Consider the following 21588-nt stretch of genomic DNA (forward strand, 5'->3'; position numbering starts at 1 on the left):
GCCTTATCTGGCGGAAACCCCGAGCCAATCTTGCGCCAAATTGCGCGCCGCGATGAAACATCGACAAGAAATTTCGCGGACATATCTTCATCTTGTACTCGGGAGGCTGAAACGGCCGGCGTCGCCGGCCCGATGCGAAAGGCTTGCCCGACGAATTCGCTCTGGTCTGGCGGCGCGGATGTGCAAATATCGGCGCCAGGCAACATTGGAGGACAAAGGTCATGGCCGATGCTGGGATGTTGCGTTTCCATGTTCCGGAGCCGGAAGTGCGGCCGGGCGGCACGCCTGACTTTTCCAACGTGACCATCGCCAAGGCCGGCTCGGTGCCGCGTCCCGAGATCGACGTCGATCCGCGCACCATCCGCGACATGGCCTTTTCGATCATCCGCGTTCTGAACCGCAATGGCGAAGCCGTCGGCCCCTGGGCCGGGCTGCTTTCCAATGACGAGCTGCTTGAAGGCTTGCGTCACATGATGACGCTGCGGACCTTCGATGCGCGCATGCAGATGGCGCAGCGCCAGGGCAAGACCTCCTTCTACATGCAGCATCTGGGCGAGGAGGCGGTGAGTTGCGCTTTCCGCAAGGCGCTCACGCCGGGCGACATGAATTTCCCGACCTATCGCCAGGCCGGCCTGCTCATCGCCGACGGCTATCCGATGGTCACCATGATGAACCAGATCTATTCCAACGAGGCCGATCCGCTGAAGGGCCGCCAGCTGCCGGTCATGTATTCCTCGAAGGAGCACGGCTTCTTCTCGATCTCCGGCAATCTGGCGACGCAGTATATCCAGGCGGTCGGCTGGGCGATGGCTTCCGCGATCTCGAACGATTCGAAGATCGCCGCGGCCTGGATCGGCGACGGTTCGACGGCGGAATCCGATTTTCATTCGGCCCTGGTGTTCGCCTCCACCTACAAGGCGCCGGTGATACTCAACGTCGTCAACAACCAATGGGCGATCTCGACCTTTCAAGGCATCGCACGCGGCGGCTCCGGCACGTTCGCGGCGCGCGGCCTCGGCTTCGGCATCCCTTCGCTGCGCGTCGACGGCAATGATTATCTCGCCGTGCACGCGGTGGCCAAATGGGCGGCGGAGCGCGCGCGCAGGAATCTCGGACCGACGCTGGTCGAATACGTCACCTACCGCGCCGGCGCGCATTCCAGCTCGGACGATCCTTCGGCCTACCGGCCGAAGACCGAATCCGACGCCTGGCCGCTCGGCGACCCGATCGTGCGGCTGAAGAACCACCTGATCGGGCTCGGCGTCTGGTCGGACGAGCGGCACGCGCAGGCCGAGGCCGAGATCCTCGACACGGTGATCGCGGCGCAGAAGGAGGCCGAAAGCCACGGCACGCTGCATGCAGGCGGCAAGCCGTCGACGCGCGACATGTTCGAGGGCCTCTATGCCGAGATGCCGCCGCATCTCAGGCGCCAGCGCCAGCAGGCGGGAGTCTGAGCCATGCCGAGACGGACCATGATCGAGGCCATCCGCGACGCCATGGATGTGTCGATGGGACGCGACGAGAAGGTCGTCGTGTTCGGCGAGGATGTCGGCTTTTTCGGCGGCGTCTTCCGCTGCACGCAGGGTCTGCAGGCCAAATACGGCAAGAGCCGCTGCTTCGACGCGCCGATCAACGAATCCGGCATTGTCGGCTCGGCCATCGGCATGGCTGCGTACGGTCTCAAACCCTGCGTGGAAATTCAGTTTGCCGACTACATGTATCCGGCCTACGACCAGCTGACCCAGGAAGCGGCCCGGCTGCGCTACCGCTCGAACGGCGATTTCACCTGCCCGATCGTGGTGCGCATGCCGACCGGCGGCGGCATCTTCGGCGGCCAGACGCACAGCCAGAGCCCCGAGGCCCTGTTCACCCATGTGTCGGGGCTGAAGACGGTGGTGCCGTCCAACCCGTATGATGCCAAGGGGCTGCTGATCGCGGCGATCGAGGATCCCGATCCGGTGATCTTCCTCGAGCCGAAACGGCTCTACAACGGTCCCTTCGACGGCCATCACGACCGGCCGGTGACGCCGTGGTCGAAACATGAGCTCGGCGAAGTCGCCGATGGCCACTACACCGTGCCGCTCGGCAAGGCGGCGATCCGCAGGGCCGGCTCGGCCATCACCGTGCTCGCCTACGGCACCATGGTCTATGTCGCGCAAGCCGCGGCCGAGGAGACCGGCATCGATGCCGAGATCATCGATCTGCGGACGCTGTTGCCGCTCGACCTCGATACGATAGTCGCCTCGGTGAAGAAGACCGGGCGCTGCGTCGTCGTGCATGAGGCGACGCTGACCTCAGGCTTTGGCGCCGAGCTTTCGGCGCTCGTCCAGGAAAACTGCTTCTATCATCTGGAGGCGCCGGTGGCGCGGGTCGCCGGCTGGGACACGCCCTATCCGCACGCGCAGGAATGGGACTATTTCCCCGGTCCCGCCCGGGTCGGCCGCGCTCTAATCGAAACCTTGGAAGCCTAAAGTGGGAGAGGCCTGACATGGGCGAACACATCATCAAGCTGCCCGATGTCGGCGAGGGCGTCGCCGAGGCCGAGCTGGTCGAGTGGCACGTCAAGGTCGGCGACATCGTGCGCGAGGACACCGTGCTTGCCGCCGTGATGACCGACAAGGCGACGGTCGAAATCCCTTCGCCGGTCGATGGCGAGATCCTGTGGCTGGGCGCCGAGATCGGCGACACGGTGGCGATCGGCTCGCCGATCGTGCGGCTGAAAGTTGCGGGCGAGGGCAATGTAACGCCTAAGGGTGGCGCCAAGGCCGAGGCGGCGGTGGCCGAGCCCCCGGTGAAGCTTCCGACGCCGAAGCCCGAGAGCGCGGCGCCGGACGCGAAGACCAAGCCAAAGGCCAGCAGCCCGGAGGCGAAACCCGCGCCGGCCATTTCGAAAAGTATCGGGCGCACGTCCGTTGCCGGCGCCCCGCGCCCGGAGGGCGAAAAACCGCTGGCGTCGCCGGCCGTGCGCCTGCGCGCGAAAGAGGCGGGCATCGACCTCAGGCAGGTCGCGGGAAGCGGCCCGGCCGGCCGCATCGGCCACGAGGACATCGAGGCCTTCCTGGCGCGCGGGCCGCAAGTGGCCAAGGCATCGGGCCTTGCCCGCAACGACACGGTCGAGGACATCAAGGTGGTCGGTCTGCGGCGCAGGATCGCCGAGAAGATGACGCTGTCCAAGTCGCGCATCCCGCACATCACCTATGTCGAGGAAATCGACGTCACCGCGCTGGAGGAATTGCGCGCCGCGCTCAACAAGGAGAAGCGCGCCGCCAGGGGTGGGGTGGAGAGGCCGAAGCTGACGCTGCTGCCATTCCTGATGCGGGCGATGGTCAAGGCGATATCAGACCAGCCCAACCTCAATTCCCTGTTCGACGACGAAGCCGGCATCATCCACCAGCATGGCGGCATCCATATCGGCATCGCCGCGCAGACGCCGTCGGGGCTGGTGGTGCCTGTCGTCAAGCATGCCGAGGCGCGCGACATCTGGGATTGCGGCGCCGAGGTCAACAGGCTGGCCGAGGCGGCCAAGTCCGGCACGGCGACCCGCGAGGAGTTGTCGGGCTCGACCATCACCATCACCTCGCTCGGCGCGATGGGCGGCGTGGCGACGACCCCGGTCATAAACCATCCGGAAGTGGCGATCATCGGCGTCAACAAGATGATGGTGCGGCCGGTGTGGGACGGCACGCAGTTCATCCCGCGCAAGATGATGAACCTGTCGTCGAGCTTCGACCACCGGGTCATCGACGGCTGGGATGCGGCCGTGTTCATCCAGCGCATCAAGGCGCTGCTGGAAACACCGGCGCTGATTTTCGTGGATTGAGGGCGATGAGTTGATCGAAACGGTTCAGAAGGCGCCAGCGTCGGGGTTTGAGCTCCCCCTTCTCCCCTTGTGGGAGAAGGTGTCGCCGAAGGCGACGGATGAGGGGTGTTCCAGCGGAGTGAGGCGTCGGCGTTCCCTGGAGCACCCCTCATCCGTCTCGGCGCTGTCGCGCCGATCCACCTTCTCCCACAAGGGGAGAAGGGAAGGCGCGTATCGACCGTCGCTGAAGGGACAGCCAACATGAAAGAAATCTCCTGCAAGCTGCTCGTCATAGGCGCCGGTCCGGGCGGCTATATCTGCGCCATCCGTGCCGGCCAGCTCGGCGTCGATACGGTCATCGTAGAAGCGGGCAAGCCCGGCGGCACCTGCCTCAATGTCGGCTGCATTCCGTCGAAGGCGCTGATCCATGCGGCGGAGGAGTTCGAGAAAGTGTCGCACATGGCTGGCGGCAAGAGCCCGCTCGGCATTTCGGTCACCGCGCCCGCGCTCGACCTTGCCAGGACCGTCGCCTGGAAGGACGGCATTGTCAGCCGGCTCAACAGCGGCGTTGCCGGCCTGCTCAAGAAGGCTGGCGTGAAGACCGTGCAGGGCTGGGCAACGTTCCGCGACGGCAAGACCGTCGAGGTCGAGACCGAGACCGGAAGCCAGATGATCCACGCCGAAACCATCGTCATCGCCACCGGCTCGGCGCCGGTCGAGCTGCCTTTTCTTCCCTTTGGCGGGCCTGTCATATCGTCCACGCAAGCGCTGGCCTTGAGCGAGGTCCCCAGGAAGCTCGCCGTGGTGGGCGGTGGCTATATCGGGCTGGAGCTCGGCATGGCCTTCGCGAAAATGGGCGCCAAGGTCACGGTGGTCGAGGCCTTGCCGCGCGTGCTGGCGCAATATGACGCCGAACTGACCCGGCCTGTCGTCAAGCGGCTCGCCGCGCTCGGGATCGAGGTGATGACAGACGCAAAGGCCAAGGGCCTGTCGACGAAGGGCGATGCCCTGCTGGTCGAGACAGCGGATCGCAAGAGTGCCAAGGTTGCCGCGGACAAGATCCTGGTGACCGTGGGACGCAAGCCGGTGACGGAAGGCTGGGGCCTCGACCAGATCGACCTCGACATGTCAGGCAAATTCATCAAGGTCGACGACCAGTGCCGCACCTCGATGCGCGGCATCTTCGCCATCGGCGACGTCACCGGCGAGCCGATGCTGGCGCACCGGGCGATGGCCCAAGGCGAAATGGTGGCCGAGATCGTCGCCGGGCACAAGCGCGGCTGGGACAAGCGCTCGATTCCCGCCGTCTGCTTCACCGATCCCGAGCTGGTGACATCAGGGCTGTCGCCCGAAGAGGCCAAGGCGCAGGGCGAGGTCAAGATCGGCCTGTTCCCGTTCGCCGCCAACGGACGGGCGATGACGAAGATGGGGGAGGATGGCTTCGTCCGCGTCGTCGCCCGCGCGGACAACCATCTGGTGCTCGGCATCCAGGCGGTCGGGCAAGGCGTGTCGGAACTGTCGGCGGCTTTCGGGCTGGCGCTGGAAATGGGCGCGCGGCTGGAGGACATCGCCGGCACGATCCACGCGCATCCGACGCAAGGCGAGGGCTTCCAGGAAGCGGCGCTGAAGGCGCTGGGCCACGCACTGCATATTTAGAGGGTGATCTCCCCCCTCGAGGGGGAGATGGCCGGCAGGCCAGAGGGGGTCGGTTCGACTGGATGCGGCCTTCTTGCGACAGAAGGAAGCTGGCGCTTCACGCGGCGACCCCCTCTGTCGCCTTCGGCGACATCTCCCCCTCAAGGGGGGAGATCAGATGCTCAGCTCGCCAGCCGGCTTACCATCTCGTGCTGTGCATACGCCCGGCCAAAGCGGTTGGCCAGAAATGCATCCAGCGCGATCTCTTCCTGCTTGACGAAACCGGTCGCCGGCAGGCTGCCGTCGGCCAGCATGTCAAGCACGGCGCAGATGCCGGACGCCGTGGTGATCTGGATGGCGCTGCGCACCTGGTTGCCGACGCGCTGCGAATAGATCTTGTTGGCGTAGGTTTCCTGCAGCAGGCGGCCATTGCGGCGGCCGGATACGGTGACGAAGACGATGACCACGTCCTGCAGCGTCGCCGGCAAAGCACTTTCGAAAATGTCCTTCAGCACGTCGCGGCGGTGGCGCAGGCCGAGATCGTTGAGCAGCGCCTTCATGATCGCGGCATGGCCGGGATAGCGGATGGTGCGGTAGTTCAGCGTGCGCACCTTGCCCTTCAGCGTCTCGGCCAAGGTGCCCAGCCCGCCAGACGTGTTGAAGGCCTCGTAGGTGACGCCGTCGAGCGAGAATTCCTCGCGCTCCTCCAGCGGCGGCACTTCGACCAGCTCGCCCTCGACGATCGCCTCGCAGGGCTCGCAATATTCGTTGATGACGCCGTCGGTGCTCCAGGTCAGATTGTAGTTCAGCGCGTTGGACGGGTATTGCGGCAAGGCTCCGACGCGCATGCGCACGCTTTCGAGCGTGTCGAAACGGCTGGCGAGATCGTTGGCGACGATGGAGATGAAGCCCGGCGCCAGGCCACATTGCGGAATGAAGGCGCTCTTGCCCGAACGCGCCAGTTCCTTGACGCGACGGGTCGAGACGACGTCCTCGGTGAGGTCGAGATAGTGCACGCCGGCGCTGGCCGCCGCCTCGGCGATGCGCGTGGTGAGATGGAAGGGGGCGGCGCTGAGCACCGCGAATTTGCCGGCGAGCGCCGCTTCGAGCGCGCCGACCGCCGCGATGTCGAGTTCGAGCGTCTCGACGCCGGCGGGCACTTCGGCTGCGGCGAGCTGCGCCGCCGAGCGGTCGACAAGGGCAACATGGTAGTCGCCCGTCGCGGCGAGCATCCCGGCAATGGTCGAGCCGATCTTGCCGGCGCCGACGATAACGATGTTGTTCATGATCAATAACCCCTGTCAGTTCAATCCGTCGGGAATCATCGCAGCTTGCCTGTCGAAAGGAAGTGTGGAATCTGGCGGATCGAACCCTAATATTAGCCGATTTGCCGAATGGATTCGTCGAAATGCTCAGTGAAGCCGAACAGGCCCTGCTTTCCCTGCTGCGCGCCAACGCACGCGCCTCGACGGCCGAACTGGCGCGGCGGCTCGGCGTGTCGCGCACCACGGTGCAGAGCCGGATCGAACGGCTGGAGCAGCGCGGCATCATTGCAGGCTACGGCGTCAGGCTCTCGGCCGACTATGAGCAAGGGCTGGTCAAGGCACATGTGCTGCTCACCGTCACGCCGAAGCTTGCCGACAGAGTGGTGCGGGCTCTGCAGGCGCTGCCGCCGGTCAGGACGCTGCATTCCGTCAGCGGCAATTTCGACATGATCGTCATTGTCGACGCCCCGTCGATCCGCGACCTCGACGCGCTGCTCGACCAGATCGGCGCCATGGAGGGGGTCGAGCGGACCTCATCGTCGATCATCCTGTCGACGCGCATCGACCGGTGAGTGTCGGGGCCGGCTGTGTGGGGCCGGATCGTCCGTGAACAATTCCACCCCTTACTGATTTGTAAGAACCCGGCAAGGCGGCAGTATGATTGACGAGGCAGTGTCGCGCCTGAACCGCTGCGGCTAAGACCGTCCCAAGCCGAAAGCCTGTCGTGTTCCGAGAGGTGGCTTTGTCCGTACCGCGCAATATTCCCGTCCGGGCTGGCCGGTGGATCTGGATCACGACCGGCATCGCGTTGCTGGCCATTGCCTTGCTGCTGATCGTCATGTCCGGAAACGAGCCGATACCAGAATACGGCAGCCATCTGTTCTGGTTCTGGTAGCGCCCACATGCAGTACGACGAGACCTGGCGAGGTGCCGGGGTTCCCACATGGTCCACATCCGGCGCGGCGTGCTCCTTTCCGGCGTACCCGATTTCTCAGATGGCACTTCTCGTCTTCTTCTTCCTGATCTTCAGGATAGGGCTTGCGTCGGTCATCCCACTTTCGATTGACGAAGCCTATGCGGTGGTGGTGTCGCGCAGCCACTCGCTTTCCTATTTCGATCATCCTCCGATCGGCTTCGCGCTTGCCCGGTTCATGGCGGATATTTCCGGCTGCGAATGCCGGCTTTTGGTGAGACTTCCCTATGTGTTGCTCGGCTCCGCGTCGGCGTTGCTGCTGTTCGCGCTGACCCGATACGCCTATGGCGCCGTTGCCGCATTCTGGGCCGTGGCCTGGTATACGGTCGCTCCGTTCTTTCTTATTTCCGCCGGCCATTTCGTCGTTCCCGACGGGCCGCTTGATTTCTTTCTGCTGGCCGCCGCCTGCCTGGCCGCACCGATGCTTCTCGGCGCTGAAACCCGGTTTGCCCTTCTGCGCTGGTGTGCGGCCGGCGTCGCGCTCGGGCTGGCGCTGATGTCGAAATATCAGGCCGGTCTGTTCTGCATGTCCGCCCTGCTGGTCCTGCTGCTGACGAAGCCCGGACGGGACCAGCTTCGAACCGCCGGGCCATGGGTGGCCGGCGCCATTGCGACACTTGGTCTGCTGCCGGTCATAATATGGAACGTGGATCATGCCTGGATTTCCCTGGCATTCCAGTCCGGCCGGGGTACCGCCAACGAAGGCCATCTCCTGCATCCCGGCAACCTTGCCGTGACATTGCTCGGCCAGGCGCTCTATGTTTGGCCGCCGATCTGGCTGGTCGCCATGGCGTGCCTGTGGCGAGGCGCCTGGGCCGGCTCGGCAACGGATCGCTTCTTCGTGCTGCTTTCGGCGCTGCCCGTCGTGTTCTTCGACCTGATCGCCCTGTTCAGTGCCCACTCGCTGCCGCACTGGTCGATGAGTGGCTTCCTATTTGCCTTTCCGCTCGTCGGCCAATGGTGCGGCGCATTTTCGATGCGCAGGCGAACGCTGCTCATCGTGTCCATCGTTATCGCCGCCGCTGTCGTTCCGCTTCTGGCCACCGGGTTTGCGGTGCAGGCGACAACCGGCGCCTTGACCAGGCCATTTTTCCAGAGGGCGCCGAAGTTCGACGTCAACTGGCAGCTCGTCGACTGGTCCGCGCTGACGGACAGCAAGGTTGCCGACGAGATCAGGCGCGCCAACGGATATGTCGTTGCCTCGAACTGGATGCAGGCGGCAAAGCTTGGCTACGAACTTGGCCCGGACATTCCGGTCGACGTGCTTCCTGGAGATCCGCGCCACTTCCAGTTCATGGACCGCAGGCGACTCGCCACCCAAGCCACCGGCTTCTTCATCGGCGCCATGAATTTCCGCGACGACGAGGCCGCCCAGGAAAAAGCCTATCGCGACAATCTCGGCGGCCTGTTCGTCGTCGACGGCGACGCCCGGCACATAACGCAACGGATCTCCGGATTTCCGGTCTTCGACATGCTGATCCTGCCGGTGAAGCGCGTAGCGCCGCCGCTCTCCAAGGCCGATGGGCAGCCGTCCGGGGGACAGCCATGAACCAGGCCACCACCTATCAGGACGCCCCCGTGGCGTTGACGGCGGACAGCGCGTTCCCCGTCATGCATGGTGGCCCGGAAGTGACGATCGTCATTCCGACGCTGAACGAGCGCGCCAACATCGGCCTGCTGGTGGCCCGGCTGCGGCAATCGCTGGCGCGCATCGATTGGGAAGTGGTCTTTGTCGATGACGACTCGAAGGACGGCACGATCCTGGCGGTTCATGATATTGCCGCTGGCGATCACCGGGTTCGCGGCATCAGGCGCATTGCTCGGCGAGGCCTCGCCGGAGCTTGCCTTGAGGGCATCCTGTCGAGCTCGGCGCCGATCGTCGCCGTGATGGACGGTGACCTGCAACACGACGAAACATGCCTGCCCGCGATGTTGGCGATGCTGCAAGGCGGTGAGGCCGACCTGGTGATTGCCAGCCGTTACGGGAGCGACGGCAGCGCCCAGGGCGGATTCACCAGGCTGCGGTCGAGCGTCAGCCGGCTGGCGACGTATCTTGCGCGTCTGCTGCTGAGAACGCCGATCCATGATCCGATGAGCGGGTTCTTCATGCTGCGCAGGGAAATCGTCGACGCGGTGGCGCCCCGGCTGTCGCGGCAAGGTTTCAAGATCCTGCTCGACATTGTCGCGTCTTCGTCAACCGCCATCAGGATCAAGGAAATCCCTTACGTGTTTGCGCCGCGGCTGCACGGACAGAGCAAGCTCGACTCCCTGGTCGCGCTTGAATATGCCGGCCTGCTGGTCGCGAAAATGTCGGGAGACCTGATCTCCACGCGCTTCCTTGCCTTTGGCCTGGTCGGGTCCGCCGGCGTTGTCGTCCATCTCGCGGTCCTGCATGCATTGCTGCCGCACGGCCTGTCGTTTGTCGTCGCCCAGACAGCAGCCATGTTCACGGCGATGGCCTTCAACTACACGCTGAACAACGCCTTCACCTATCGCGACCAGCGCCGGCGCGGCTGGCGGTTCCTGACCGGCCTGCTTATGTTCGCGGCGCTTTGCAGCTTCGGCGTCGTGGCCGGTGTCGGCGTGTCGACGCTTCTCTACAGCGGCCACTCACGCTGGTGGGTCGCCGGCCTTGCCGGCGCAATCGTGGGCTCGGCATGGAACTACATCACCAACTCCGCAATCACCTGGCGCCGCCAATAGAGCGGTTCCCCGTTGCACGGAAACGCTTTATTTCCTTGCCTTGACGCGCGTCCGGACGGAAACCCGTTAGGCACTTTCCGGAGATTGCTCCAACCGAGGCCGACCACGCATGTATCAATTCGACGCCGCGATCACCGCCTGGATCAACACATGGGCCGGACATGCTTCGACGATTGATTCCGTGATGATCGGGGTCTCGACGGCAGGCGTGCCGCTGCTGGTGCTGGCGGTCGTGGCGCAGTGGTGGGTGCCGCGTGCCGATCCGGCCATCCGTCATGTCCTGATAGCGGCCGGTCTTTCTTTCCTTATCGGGCTTGGCATCAACCAGCTGATCCTGCTGTTCGTGCAACGGGTTCGCCCTTACGAAGCGCATGTCACGCACCTGATCATCGACAGGACCGTCGATTTCTCGTTCCCGTCCGACCATGCGACGGCAAGTTTCGCCATCGCGGCGGCCTTTCTTGTCCACGGCCTGTCCCGGCGCGGATTCTGGTTCCTTGCGGCCGCGCTGCTGATCGGGCTGTCGCGCGTCTATCTCGGTACCCACTACGCCAGCGACATTCTCGGTGGCGCCGCGACCGGCTTTCTGGCCGCGGGCCTGGTTCGCCTCGCGTACCGGGAAAACACCCGGCTCGATCGGCTGGTCACTGGAATACTTTGAAGGAGCCCGCCGACAGCTGTCGGGATCGCTGCCGGCGAACCTCGACCTTATGGATTCCAAGTGGCGCCGATAGCGGATTTCTTCATGGTCTTTTCCCGTTTTTGCTTGGTTGTGAAGCCGCCGGCCATTGGCCTTTCGGGCGGCTGAACGAGCCTAGGCCGTGGAGTTTTCGGCGGGCCGGCCGCGAGTTTACAGATAAGTAACCGACGTCCAGCTCACAGGTCGCGCAACTGTTCCGCCGCCCGTCCCGCCGATGGGCTGGCGGACCAAACGGCGGCAACCACCGAAGCGGCCACGAGGCCGAGCATGATCGCCAGATAAAGCCAGGGGATCGACAATGCCTCGGGTGGCGGATCGAAAACGCCGGTCAGCAGCTTGACCAGCATCCACGCCGTCAGCAGGCCCGAAAGCAGGCCAAACACCATACCGCCGACAAGGATCAGCAGACCTTCGCTCCACAGGAAGGCCGCGAGCTGGCGCGGCTTGGCGCCGATCGCGGCGAGGATGGCGAAAGGCCGGCGGCGCTCGAGGAATCCCAGGGCCAGCATCAGCCCGCCGGCGGCGGCGGCCATGACGACAGCGAAGCCCAGTTCGATTGTCGTCAAGCCGCCGAGGTCGACCGCGGTCAGGCTCGAGCCGATGAGATGTGCTGCCTGGCCGATATCGACCACCTTCAGCGACGGATCGGATGTGAGCATCGACGAAGCCTGCCGCGCGAGCGCCGCAGGATCCGCCTTGGCGCGCATGAGCACGTATTCGGACGCATCGGAGCCGGTCATGCGGGCGACATAGGCCGAATTGGCGACAAGGAAGGAATCCTTGGGCGCGGTCGGAAATTCGCGGGCGACGCCGATGAACTTGAAGGCCACGGGATGATACTGGTGATCCCTGGCATCGATGAGCCGCAAATTGATGGTATCGCCCTGCTGGAGCTGGAAATCCTGCACGGTCTCTTCCGACACCAGGACACCGTCTGGCGTCGCGGCGAGCAGGGCAAGCGTGCCGGCCGCGCTGGCGCCGCTGAAATAGACATCGGAAAGACTGGTTGCGTGTCCGATTCGGCTGGGGTCGATGCCATAGAGGTCCTGCAGATCCGCGCCGACATAGGCGAAACGATGCTGCATGGGTTCCGCCGCCGCCGCGCTGGGCAGCGAGGCGAGAGCCGCCAAGTGCGTCCCTGCGGGCTTGTCCGTCGTGCCGAAGACGGTGACATCGGAACCGTTGGTGAGCTCGGCGTCGATGCGCGCCTGGGCATTGTAGGTGGTGTTGAAGATGGCGGTCGACGCGGCGAAGGAGATCGCCAGCGCGGTCATGGCAATGCCGATCGTCAGCCGCCCCGATTGCCGCGACAGGGCGGCCGAAACAACGGGCGCCAATGTTCCCGATGCCGGAGCAACCGCCATGCGCAGAAGCGCGCCGTTGCGGGCGATGACCGTGGCCGACAGCCGGATCGTCAGCAGCGCCATGCCGACCCAGAACAGGGCCGGCGCGATGAACGCCTTGTAGTCCACCGCCGTTGCCGCCACGCCTTCGGGCGCGAGCACGACCTGGTATCCGGTGCTCGCCGACTGCCAGAAGAACAATCCCGCCGCCGCGAGCAACAGGATGTCCAGCCACAGGCGCTGCCACAGTGGCGCCTGTAGCCGGCTCACGGTGCGCCGCGCCGCGCTGACGGTCGCCCAGCGCGCATCGCGCCAAGCCGGATAGAGAAAGGCGATGAACCCGACCAGCAGCCCGAGGGAGGCGACAAGAAGCAATGTCGGGCCGTCAACGCCAGGCGTTGCCTTGAAACCTGGTCCGATACCGGAAAGGAGCGCTGCGGCGGCCAGGCCAATGGCGGTTCCACCTATTGCCGCCATGGCGGCTTCGGTGGCGGACAGAAACAGGATGTCCTTGGTCGTCGCGCCGCGGACGCGCAGCAGCGCCTGTTCCGTGCGTCGGCGTGCGGCGCCGGACGCGGTGACCGCAAAGGTAAGCGCGACCGCCAGCGCGATGCCGGGCAACCCGAGAAACAGGAACAGCACGGAGGCGTACAGCGCATCCTCGCGGACCGCCCCGAGGCGCGAGCCGAGATTGTCGGCCACGATCGCCTGGCCGGCGACCCTTGCCTCGAGATTGCGCTGGGCGTCGGTGACAAATGTATAGGCCGTGACGGGATCCGGCGGCAGCGCCTCACGGGCAAGCCGTACATGCAATTGCAGCCGGGTGGTGTCGGGGCGGGCCTTCTGCTGCGGATCGAACAATTGCCGCCAAATGTCCCGCGGCAGGATCAGGACATTGTCGGGCGGGGCCCGCGGCGCTGCCTGGGGCGGCAGGCCGACAGCCTGGAACAGGGCGTCGGCGTCCGGCAGGTCGACCACGCCGGCAATTCTCACCTCCGCCGGCGGCAGGCCCATCCGCTGGATCGAGATGGTGTCGCCGGGACCGACATGAAGGTTGGCGGCTGTCTGCTGGGCAATCAGCGCGCCGTCAAGTGTGCCGGAAAGCGAGCGGATTTCCGCCGGGAAATCGCCGGAATACCGGCTGTCGAAAGCAACCGCCTGACCGGGGCCGGTGGTCTGGGTCGTATCGCCGGTCCGAGCCTCGAAGCCGGCGACGTCGGCATAGCGCACCTGATGCACGGCCTTGACCGGAACAGCTTGCGCCAGCGCCTTGCCGATGAGGTCCGGATCGGCACCGGGGATCACTTGCACCTGCCAGTCGATTGGAACCGCGGACACGGCGCGTCCGGTCATCGATGCACCGGCCCCGGCGAGGAAGAGCGACATCGTGGCCAGCAAGGCGACCGACAGCGCGATGCCGGCCGCGGCGCCGGCCACGCGCAGGAAGCGGCGGGCGAGCACACCGCGGATCCACAGCAGGACCATCATGCCGCGGCCGCCCCTGGCCGATGCCCGGTGGTGAGCCGGCCGTGATCCATCGTCCAGCGCGTTGCCATGCGGTTGGCCATGGCTTCGTCATGCGTGGCAACCACCAGGGCGATGTCGGTGCCGTCCAGGCGGTCGAGCACGGCGTCGAAGAAGCGCAGCGCCGTTCGGCTGTCCAACTGCCCGGTGGGCTCATCGGCCAGCACAAGCTTTGGAGCCATTGCCAGGGCGCGCGCCATGGCAATGCGCTGGGCCTGGCCACCGGACAGTTCCTCCGGCAGCTTGTCGCCGAGTTCGCCGAGGCCGAACGATCGCAGAAGCGATGCCACGATGTCGTTGGCGCCGGTATTCTCGCCGGCCAGCAGCAAGGGCAGACCGACGTTCTGGGCAGCGGTGAGGGCGGGAAACAGGCTGGGCGACTGGAATACGAAGCCGATCTGGCGTGGCCTCAGGGTCTCGAACGCTCCAAGCCCCGGCCATCCGACGGTACCGGCCGTCGGCCGGTCGAGGCCGCCAAGAATATGCAGCAAGGTCGTCTTGCCGCTGCCCGAAGGTCCGACAAGCGCGATGCGCGCGCCTGAGGCGATCTCGCAGTCGACATCACGCAGCACGTCGATCCGGCCGGCGTTGCCATCCTGGAAGTCTCTCCCTAGGCCTTTTGCGACGACGAGTGTCTCAGCCACGGTCGATCCTCCCATCCTTCAGCCTGATGACGCGATCGGCTTTCCGTGCCAGCGCCCTGCTGTGGGTCGCCAGAAGCGTCGCCAGTCCCGCGTCGCGTCGCGCCTCGAAATGAGCGATCAGCCGGGATTCGGTCTCGCTATCGACCTCCGCAGTCGGCTCGTCGGCGATCAGGATCGGCGGATCGGCGGCCAGCGCGACGGCGAGGCCCGCGCGCGCCGTCTCGCCGCCGGACAATTCGGTCGGAAAAGCGCGTGCGCGATGCGAAAGGCCGACACTTTCCAGCAGGCTGGCCGTCCGCCGGTCGTCCGGCTTCCTGGCCAGCAGCATCTGCAATCGTAGGTTCTGTTCGACGGTCAAGTGGCCGAACAGGTTTCCCGATTGCAGCAGAATGCCGAAGCTGGCGGCGCGAACGCGCGTGCGATGCGCCTCCGGACGCCGGGTCAGCCGGACGCCGGCCACCTCGACATAGCCGCCATCCGGTTCATCGAGGCCGGTCACGCAGGCCAGCAAGGTGGATTTGCCGCTGCCTGAGGGGCCGACCAGGGCGACGATCTCGCCGGCGGCGACGTGGAAACTGACGCCTCGCAATGCGGCCGTCTCGTCGTCGCCGATATGGAAAAAACGATAGATTTCATGCACGTCCACCGCGTGCATCTCATTTCCACCGGAACGAGTTGGACATTAGTTGCCACTGGTCGACATTGTCGGCGCCCTTGGGCGCGTAGAGTTCGAGTGCCACGAGCTTGCCGTCCTTGAAATAGAGATAGCGCTCATTCTCGAGGCGGACCTGCCGGTTGGTGACCGCGTTCGGTTCGGAGTTCGATGTGTAGACGATGCGGATCGCGGCGCCGGCCGGCAGCTTGACCTGCTTGACGGCGCTCACCCGCACGGCGCGTCCGGCGGCTTCGAGCTTGGCGACATAGTCCGCCTTGGCGCTGTCGACGGTCGGCGCGGCATTGGCCCTGGAAACGGAGACAACGACGCCGTCCAGCTTGTCGACAAAGCTGGCGCCGTCGGCACGATCCGATCGTGCCCAGCCCTCCGGCACCTTCAGGGTGAAGCCTTCCGGCGAGGTATAGTCGATGAAGACCTGCGTATCGGGAATGTCGCCCGGAGGGTTCTTCTCCGGCCGGATGGGCTTCTCGGCGGCCGAGGCCGGCAAGCAGCCAAGCGCCAGAACCAGACTTGTCGTGCCCAGGCACGCCGCGACCGCGAGTGCCGGCAGGACGCCGATGGCTTTCCGAAAGTGGGGAATCATTTTCCACGGCCTTTCGATGGAAGGTGAGGTCCATCCAGTATGCCGCCGCAAGCTTACGGACGGGTCGCCAGTCCCATACGTTTTTGTAAGTTATCGGCGCTTTGCAAGCTTTTGGCTCGCTGCGGCCTCAGGGCGCTTGCGATCTTACGAGTGGGAAGCTCACCACAACGGCAAGGCCGGGCCGGCAATCGTCAAGGGCGATGGATGCCCCGTGCAGATCGGCGATGGCCCTGACAAGACTGAGGCCAAGGCCGCTGCCCGGGGTCGAGCGGCTGTGGTCCAACCGGTAGAGCCGCTGAAATACCCTTTCGCGCTCCTCCGGAGGAATGCCGGGTCCGTCGTCGGCGACGCTGGCGAGGACACGCTCACCCTGATGTGCCACCGACAATTTGATGGTCGTGCCGGGCGGGCAATGGCGCAGCGCATTCTCGACCAGATTGGCGAACATCTGCGTCAACAGTTCCCTGTCGCCGTGGATACGGTCTCCGCTTCCGTTCAATTGCGAGAACGATAGTACCTTTCCGTCGTCCTCGGCGACGTCGGCGTAGATCTCGGCCATGGTCCGCAGGATATCGTCGAGGTCGACATCGGTAAAGCGGGCCCTGCGCGCGCCGGCTTCGATCTGGGCGATCCGCAACAGGGCATCGAAGGTCTCGTTGATCTGATAGCCCTCGGCGCGCGCATCGGCGAGGTCGTCGGAGACGTCCTGATCCCGCGCGGCCTTGTCGGCGGCGCCTTCCAGGATCATCTGCAGCCGGTTGAGCGGCGTCTTCAAATCGTGCGCGATGTTGGTGCTGACCTGTTTCATGCCGTCGACCAGGCCCGACAGCCGGTCGAGCGCCGCATTGACCTGGCCGGAAACCATGTCGATGTCGTCGCCATTGCCGGTCAGCGGGATGCGCGTGTCGAGCCGGCCATGCGAGACGTCGACCATGGTGGCGGCTATGCCGTCGAGACGGCGCTGGACGCGCGAGGCGAGCAGGGCGCCGCCGGCGATCGCCAGCCCGGTGATGATCAGGGTTGCCCACCCGAAGCTCATCAGAATGATCGTCTCCAGTTCCTCCGTCTCGGACAGGCTGAAGGCGATGGTCAGATTGTTGCCGCCGACCGAACCGGAATAGGCGCGGTATTCGGTATCCGGAGGCAGGCCGGGCATTTCGGCCCCGAACATCGAAAAGCCGTCGGGAAGCTCCGCCGCGGTGAAGTTGCCGGCCAGACGGTTGCCGGCCGCGTCGGTCAGCGAAAAAAGCTGCTCCTTCCTCGGGCTGCGCGTGGAGTGGCTTTGGACGGTCTCCACCAGTTCCTTGAGGTCGTTGTCGGCATAGGTCGCGGCGATGACGGAGTAGGTTTCCTTGATGCTGTCATCGAGCTGATCGGCAAGATCGGCGCTCATCATCTGGTAGACGATGGCGCCCGCCAGAACGAAGGCCAGCATGAACAGGAAAGCAAACGTCAAGGCGAGCCGGAACGGCGTGCTGCGCAGCAGGCGGGCCCAGGTTCCGGTCATGACGCGAGCGGTGCGTGCAGGCTGTAACCGGTGTTGCGGACGGTGTGGATGAGCTGGGTTTCGAACGGCTTGTCGATCTTGGCCCGCAGCCGGCTGATATGGGTCTCCACGACACTGGTCTTGGGGTCGAAATGAAAGTCCCAGACGCGCTCCAGAAGCATGGTGCGGGTGATAACGCGGCCTTCGCCGCGCATCAGCACCTCCAGCAGGCTGAACTCGCGGGGCTGCAGGTCGATCGGCTGGCCCTGCCTGGCAACGCGGCGCATGATGAGGTCCATTTCGAGGTCGCCGACTCGCAGAACGGTCTTCTGCTCCAACGCCGCGGGCCGGCGGCCAAGGGCGTTTATGCGGGCGAGAAGCTCCGAAAAGGCGAAGGGCTTGACCAGATAGTCGTCGCCGCCGGCTTCCAGCCCCTCGACGCGGTCGTCGACGCCGCCGACGGAGGTGAGAAAGATGGCCGGCGTGCGCACGCCGGCGGCGCGGACCGCCTTGATCATCGACAGGCCGTCGAGACCCGGGATCATGCGATCGGCTATGATCACATCATAGACGCCGCTGGTCGCCGCGAAAAGCGCGTCATGGCCATCGCGCAGGAGGTCGCAGACATGGCCGGCCTCGGTCAATCCCCTGACGATGTAGTCCGCCGTCCTGTGGTCGTCCTCGACAAGAAGAAGTCGCATTGGCTTATCCGGGTGATTGCCGATATCGGGGACAGGCTATCACCGGGACGGGTCCGTTCCTAGGACGGTCAGGGAATGGCAAGCCACGCAGTGCATGCCGAAGCCTCAATCCGATTCCAGCAGGATCTCGTCGGCGTCGTCGGCGGTTCTCTTCAACGTCATGTAGAGAACCAGGGCGACGATGCAGCCGAGGAAGATCACGCTGGTAAAAGTGGTGCCGAAACCAAGGCCGCCATATTCGACCGGCTGCGACAGCAGGTCGCCAAAGGACGCGCCGAGCGGCCGCGTCAGGATATAGGCAAGCCAGAAGGCCAGGATGGCGTCCAGATGGAGGAGATAGTAGGCAAGCGCGATGAGCGCGATCACGCCGCCGAACAGGAGGCCCGTGGTCAGATAGCCCATGTCGAAGCTTTCCGCGACCAGGTCGCCGGCGGCGGTGCCGAGCGAGAAGGTGAAGAGGATCGCCAGCCAATAGAAGATCTCGCGCCTGGTCGTGAAGATGGTGTGGATCGAGAGCGTCCGCTCGCTGGCGTACCAGACCGCGAACGTCGCCGCGAGCACCACGCTGAAGGCAATCGTGGTGGTCTGCAGGCGCACGCCGAAATTGTCGACGAGGTTGTCGGTGATCAGCGTGCCGACGACGCTGATCAGCACCACCGCCAGCCAGTAGGCCCAGGGTACGTAGCGTTTCTGCGCGAACTGCAGGACAAGGGCGACGACCAGAACGCCGGTCATGATCAGCGATGTGGCGGTCAGCCCGAGCCCGAGGTTGACGGCCAGATAGTCGGCCGCCGTCTCGCCCATGGTCACCGCCATCAGCTTGATCAGCCAGAAATCGAGGGTGACATCCGGAACCCTGTTCTGGGCCGGCCCGGCGGGCTGCTTGTTGCTGGGGAGCATGGCTGAAGTCCTGAGGTTGGTGGTCGTGGCGGGATGAAAGCGCATCGCGAGGGATTCATGCGATCCGCCCCTGTTCGATGCATGTCTTTCTCGATCGCCCGCACACCCTCGGATGATCCCCGAGGGTGCTTTGGACGGCATGGATTACTTGCCCATGACCTTCATCGCCTGGGCGAAGAAGTCGTCGGCGCGCTTGTCGTCATCCGCGTTGCAGCGCTCGATGCCCTTGGTCTCCAGTTCCGAGACCCTGTTCTTGTCCGCGTCGTTGAGCTTGGCCGCCGCCTCCGCCGCGCGCAGTGCCTTCAGCGTCGCCTCGCAAGGCGCGGGGGCCGCGAAAACCGGACCGGATGCGGCGAGGAGGCCCAATGCGACCGCAAACGCAAATTTTCTCATGAAACCATTCCCTGTCTGATGCCGGTGGTCCGGCTGCCGTAAAATGAAGCCGGCCCCAAGATGGCGTGCTGGCATTCGAACGATAGGGAAGCGACTTCACTCCAGCCTGTCCGGCGGCATACAAATTTGTAAGAATGGACATGGGCCGCGCAAAAGGCCTTTACGAACCGCGCGCGCTGCGCTGATAGAAGCCATCGCCTTGTATCCGCCATCAATGGCGTGCCCCAGTGCCCGAACCTGAAATCCGTGCCCCAGGAAAACCCGAATGACCTATGCTTCCCTCAAGCCGGTTTCGAAGGCGTTCGTCCAACGCAAACGGCTGATCTTCGTGCGGGTGGCGGCGGTGCTGGCGGTGCTGCTCCTGTTTCTCACCAAGCCGGCGCTCACCGAGGGCTCGGAAAGTCACGAGGCCGTCGAATTCTTCGGCTTCTGCCTGGTGCTGGTCTGCGTCGCCGGCCGGCTCTGGAGCATTCTCTATGTCGGCGGCAAGAAGAACGAGGAGCTGGTTTCAACCGGCCCGTTCTCCATGAGCCAGAACCCGCTCTATTTCTTTTCGACGGTCGGCGCGGTCGGCATCGGTTTGCTCTATGGCTCGCTGGTGGCGGCGGCAGTCCTTGGCCTTGCCAGCTTTCTCATCTTCCGCGTCACGGCGCGCAAGGAAGCCGAATATCTCCTGGGCAAGTTCGGCCCGGCCTATGCGGCCTACATCAAGGCGACGCCCCGGTTCTGGCCGAATCCGCTGCTCTACCGTGACAATGACGAGCTGCAGTTCTCGACGCGCGCGCTCAAGCGCACCTTCTATGACGGGCTTTATTTCCTGGCCATCTTCCCGGCCATCGAGCTGATCGAGTATTTCCGCGAGACGGGCATGCTGTTCCCGGCCTTCGTCACGCTCTACTGACCCGCCATTAACCGATTGATCTTCCGGTCATGCGGCGCTTCGGCTGTCGAGCAACCTGTAATACTGGCTGAAGGCGAAGACGCCGATCTTGCGCAAGGCATGCAGCGCATAGCGGTCGGGTGCGGTGACCGGGAACGGCAGGTCGGCCGGCGCGGTGCCCAGGGCGAGATCGGCCAGCAGCCGGCCTGTCGTCGTGCAGGCGGCAACACCGCGTCCGTTGCAGCCAAGCGCGGTGAACAGGCCAGGCGCCAGCATGTGGATATGCGGCATCGTGTCCTTGGTGATCGCGACCTTGCCGCTCCAGACGAATTCGACAGGGACGCCCGCGGCCTGCGGGAAGATGCGGGCAAGGGCGGCCTTCAGGGGCGCCGCATCGTCCATGGTCGGATTGTCATCGACCGGGGAGCGGCCGCCCATCACCAGCCGGCCTTCATGGTCGAGGCGGAAATAGAGCAGGAGCCGCCTGGTGTCGGCGACGCCCTGGCCGCCCGGCAGGATGGTGCGGCGCAGCGCCGGCGCCAGCGGCTGCGTGGCGATCTGGAAGCTGGTCACCGGGATGACGGTCTGGCGCAGCCCTGGCCACAGGTTTCCGGTGTAGGCGTTGGTGGCCAGCACGACCTGTCGCGCACGGACCGAGGCCTGCCCGAGATCGAGCCGCCAGTTGTCACCTTCGCGCCTGAGGCCGAGCGCCGGCGAACGCGCCAGCACGGTGGCGCCCTGCGACATGGCGGCGGCGGCCAGGCCACGCGCGTAGCTCAGCGGCTGCAGCACACCGCCGCGCGGGTCGAACCAGCCGCCATGATAGGCCTCGGGCGCCGAGCCGGTGAGATCGGCCATTTGCTGGCGGTCGAGCAGGCGCGCCTCGACGCCCCTGGCGTGCCATTGCCGGAAGCGGGGCGTCACGATGTCCGAAAAAGGCCTGGGTCCATGCGCGCCCTGGATCCAGCCGCTGCGCTCGGCGTGGCAGTCGATGCGGTACTTCTCGATGAGATCGACGACCAGATCGCCGCCGGCACCAAAGGTCTCGGTGATGGCCCTGCCCAGTTTCCGGCCGAACCTGGCTTCGAGCGTGTCGGGATCGTGCTTCAGCCCGGCGATGATCTGCCCGCCATTGCGCCCGGAAGCGCCCCAGCCGGGTTCACTGGCCTCCACCACGATCACCTTCCTGCCGGCCTGCGACAAATGAAGGGCGGCGCTCAAGCCCGTATAGCCGGCACCGACAATGGCGACGTCGGCCACGGCATCGCCTTTTGCCCCGGCATAGAGCGGGGCGGGGATGGCGGTCGCGGCCCACAGGCTGGCCGGCAAGGCTTGGGGTGGGTCAACAGGCATGTCTACTCCGGCGAGATCGTGCGATGCGCC

20 protein-coding genes are annotated in these 21588 nt (G+C 65.1%); 10 read left to right on the forward strand and 10 right to left on the reverse strand.

Translation table 11 applies throughout. From position 1 onward, the window contains the following. Positions 1–221: 221 nt before the first annotated feature. The 4 genes from EB815_RS04800 (at position 222) to lpdA (ending at position 5455) form a co-directional block, all read left to right on the forward strand. On the forward strand, positions 222–1454 hold the full coding sequence (locus tag EB815_RS04800) for a 3-methyl-2-oxobutanoate dehydrogenase (2-methylpropanoyl-transferring) subunit alpha (RefSeq protein WP_056574261.1): 1233 nt from the start codon (positions 222–224) through the stop codon (positions 1452–1454). A gap of 3 nt (positions 1455–1457) precedes the next feature. Then, positions 1458–2471 (forward strand): alpha-ketoacid dehydrogenase subunit beta, encoded by a 1014-nt coding sequence (locus EB815_RS04805; RefSeq protein ID WP_056574264.1) that lies wholly within the window; start codon positions 1458–1460, stop codon positions 2469–2471. 17 nt (positions 2472–2488) lie between these two features. Continuing rightward, positions 2489–3820, forward strand: a complete 1332-nt coding sequence (locus tag EB815_RS04810; RefSeq protein ID WP_056574266.1) for a dihydrolipoamide acetyltransferase family protein — start codon at positions 2489–2491, stop codon at positions 3818–3820. A 240-nt stretch (positions 3821–4060) separates the two neighbouring features. Continuing rightward, positions 4061–5455, forward strand: coding sequence for a dihydrolipoyl dehydrogenase (gene lpdA / locus EB815_RS04815; protein ID WP_056574270.1), 1395 nt, complete (start codon positions 4061–4063; stop codon positions 5453–5455). A 161-nt stretch (positions 5456–5616) separates the two neighbouring features. On the opposite strand, the gene EB815_RS04820 is transcribed toward lpdA, so the two are convergent. Beyond that, positions 5617–6720 carry a saccharopine dehydrogenase family protein gene (locus EB815_RS04820; protein ID WP_056574272.1) on the reverse strand — a complete coding sequence of 368 codons (1104 nt, stop codon included), beginning with the start codon at positions 6718–6720 and terminating at the stop codon, positions 5617–5619. 122 nt (positions 6721–6842) lie between these two features. Here EB815_RS04820 and EB815_RS04825 point away from each other — a divergent pair, with 122 nt between their 5' ends. The 5 genes from EB815_RS04825 (at position 6843) to EB815_RS04845 (ending at position 11036) form a co-directional block, all read left to right on the forward strand. Continuing rightward, a complete protein-coding gene (locus EB815_RS04825) occupies positions 6843–7271 on the forward strand; it encodes an Lrp/AsnC family transcriptional regulator (protein ID WP_056576358.1) in 429 nt (142 codons plus the stop codon). A 170-nt stretch (positions 7272–7441) separates the two neighbouring features. After that, positions 7442–7594 carry a hypothetical protein gene (locus EB815_RS04830; RefSeq protein WP_155772489.1) on the forward strand — a complete coding sequence of 51 codons (153 nt, stop codon included), beginning with the start codon at positions 7442–7444 and terminating at the stop codon, positions 7592–7594. A gap of 100 nt (positions 7595–7694) precedes the next feature. After that, positions 7695–9221, forward strand: a complete 1527-nt coding sequence (locus tag EB815_RS04835; RefSeq protein ID WP_056574274.1) for an ArnT family glycosyltransferase — start codon at positions 7695–7697, stop codon at positions 9219–9221. Continuing rightward, positions 9218–10375 (forward strand): glycosyltransferase family 2 protein, encoded by a 1158-nt coding sequence (locus EB815_RS04840; RefSeq protein ID WP_081294991.1) that lies wholly within the window; start codon positions 9218–9220, stop codon positions 10373–10375. Before EB815_RS04835 ends, EB815_RS04840 begins: the two co-directional genes overlap by 4 nt. A gap of 109 nt (positions 10376–10484) precedes the next feature. Beyond that, on the forward strand, positions 10485–11036 hold the full coding sequence (locus EB815_RS04845; RefSeq protein ID WP_056574276.1) for a phosphatase PAP2 family protein: 552 nt from the start codon (positions 10485–10487) through the stop codon (positions 11034–11036). 215 nt (positions 11037–11251) lie between these two features. On the opposite strand, the gene EB815_RS04850 is transcribed toward EB815_RS04845, so the two are convergent. The 8 genes from EB815_RS04850 to EB815_RS04885 all read right to left on the reverse strand — a co-directional run bounded on the left by EB815_RS04850 (position 11252) and on the right by EB815_RS04885 (position 19325). Further along, complete coding sequence (locus EB815_RS04850; RefSeq protein WP_081294992.1) at positions 11252–13906, reverse strand: ABC transporter permease; 2655 nt, start codon at positions 13904–13906, stop codon at positions 11252–11254. Continuing rightward, the gene (locus tag EB815_RS04855; RefSeq protein ID WP_244494116.1) at positions 13903–14586 is read right to left on the reverse strand and encodes an ABC transporter ATP-binding protein; all 684 of its coding nucleotides are present in this window, start codon (positions 14584–14586) and stop codon (positions 13903–13905) included. Before EB815_RS04855 ends, EB815_RS04850 begins: the two co-directional genes overlap by 4 nt. Further along, entirely contained in the window at positions 14579–15241 is a 663-nt protein-coding gene (locus EB815_RS04860) for an ABC transporter ATP-binding protein (protein WP_056574282.1), read from the reverse strand. Before EB815_RS04860 ends, EB815_RS04855 begins: the two co-directional genes overlap by 8 nt. A gap of 1 nt (position 15242) precedes the next feature. Further along, a complete protein-coding gene (locus EB815_RS04865) occupies positions 15243–15845 on the reverse strand; it encodes a hypothetical protein (RefSeq protein ID WP_056574287.1) in 603 nt (200 codons plus the stop codon). 127 nt (positions 15846–15972) lie between these two features. Next, positions 15973–17352, reverse strand: coding sequence for a sensor histidine kinase (locus EB815_RS04870; RefSeq protein WP_056574291.1), 1380 nt, complete (start codon positions 17350–17352; stop codon positions 15973–15975). After that, entirely contained in the window at positions 17349–18032 is a 684-nt protein-coding gene (locus tag EB815_RS04875; protein WP_056574294.1) for a winged helix-turn-helix domain-containing protein, read from the reverse strand. Before EB815_RS04875 ends, EB815_RS04870 begins: the two co-directional genes overlap by 4 nt. A gap of 105 nt (positions 18033–18137) precedes the next feature. Further along, complete coding sequence (locus EB815_RS04880; RefSeq protein ID WP_056574297.1) at positions 18138–18932, reverse strand: COG4705 family protein; 795 nt, start codon at positions 18930–18932, stop codon at positions 18138–18140. Between the two features lie 144 nt (positions 18933–19076). Then, on the reverse strand, positions 19077–19325 hold the full coding sequence (locus EB815_RS04885; protein ID WP_056574300.1) for a hypothetical protein: 249 nt from the start codon (positions 19323–19325) through the stop codon (positions 19077–19079). A 265-nt stretch (positions 19326–19590) separates the two neighbouring features. Here EB815_RS04885 and EB815_RS04890 point away from each other — a divergent pair, with 265 nt between their 5' ends. Further along, positions 19591–20226, forward strand: coding sequence for a methyltransferase family protein (locus EB815_RS04890; RefSeq protein ID WP_056574303.1), 636 nt, complete (start codon positions 19591–19593; stop codon positions 20224–20226). Between the two features lie 27 nt (positions 20227–20253). On the opposite strand, the gene EB815_RS04895 is transcribed toward EB815_RS04890, so the two are convergent. Further along, entirely contained in the window at positions 20254–21558 is a 1305-nt protein-coding gene (locus EB815_RS04895; RefSeq protein ID WP_056574305.1) for an NAD(P)/FAD-dependent oxidoreductase, read from the reverse strand. Between the last annotated feature and the right edge of the window lie 30 nt (positions 21559–21588).

This window comes from Mesorhizobium loti (assembly GCF_013170705.1).
Lineage (GTDB): Bacteria > Pseudomonadota > Alphaproteobacteria > Rhizobiales > Rhizobiaceae > Mesorhizobium > Mesorhizobium loti_D.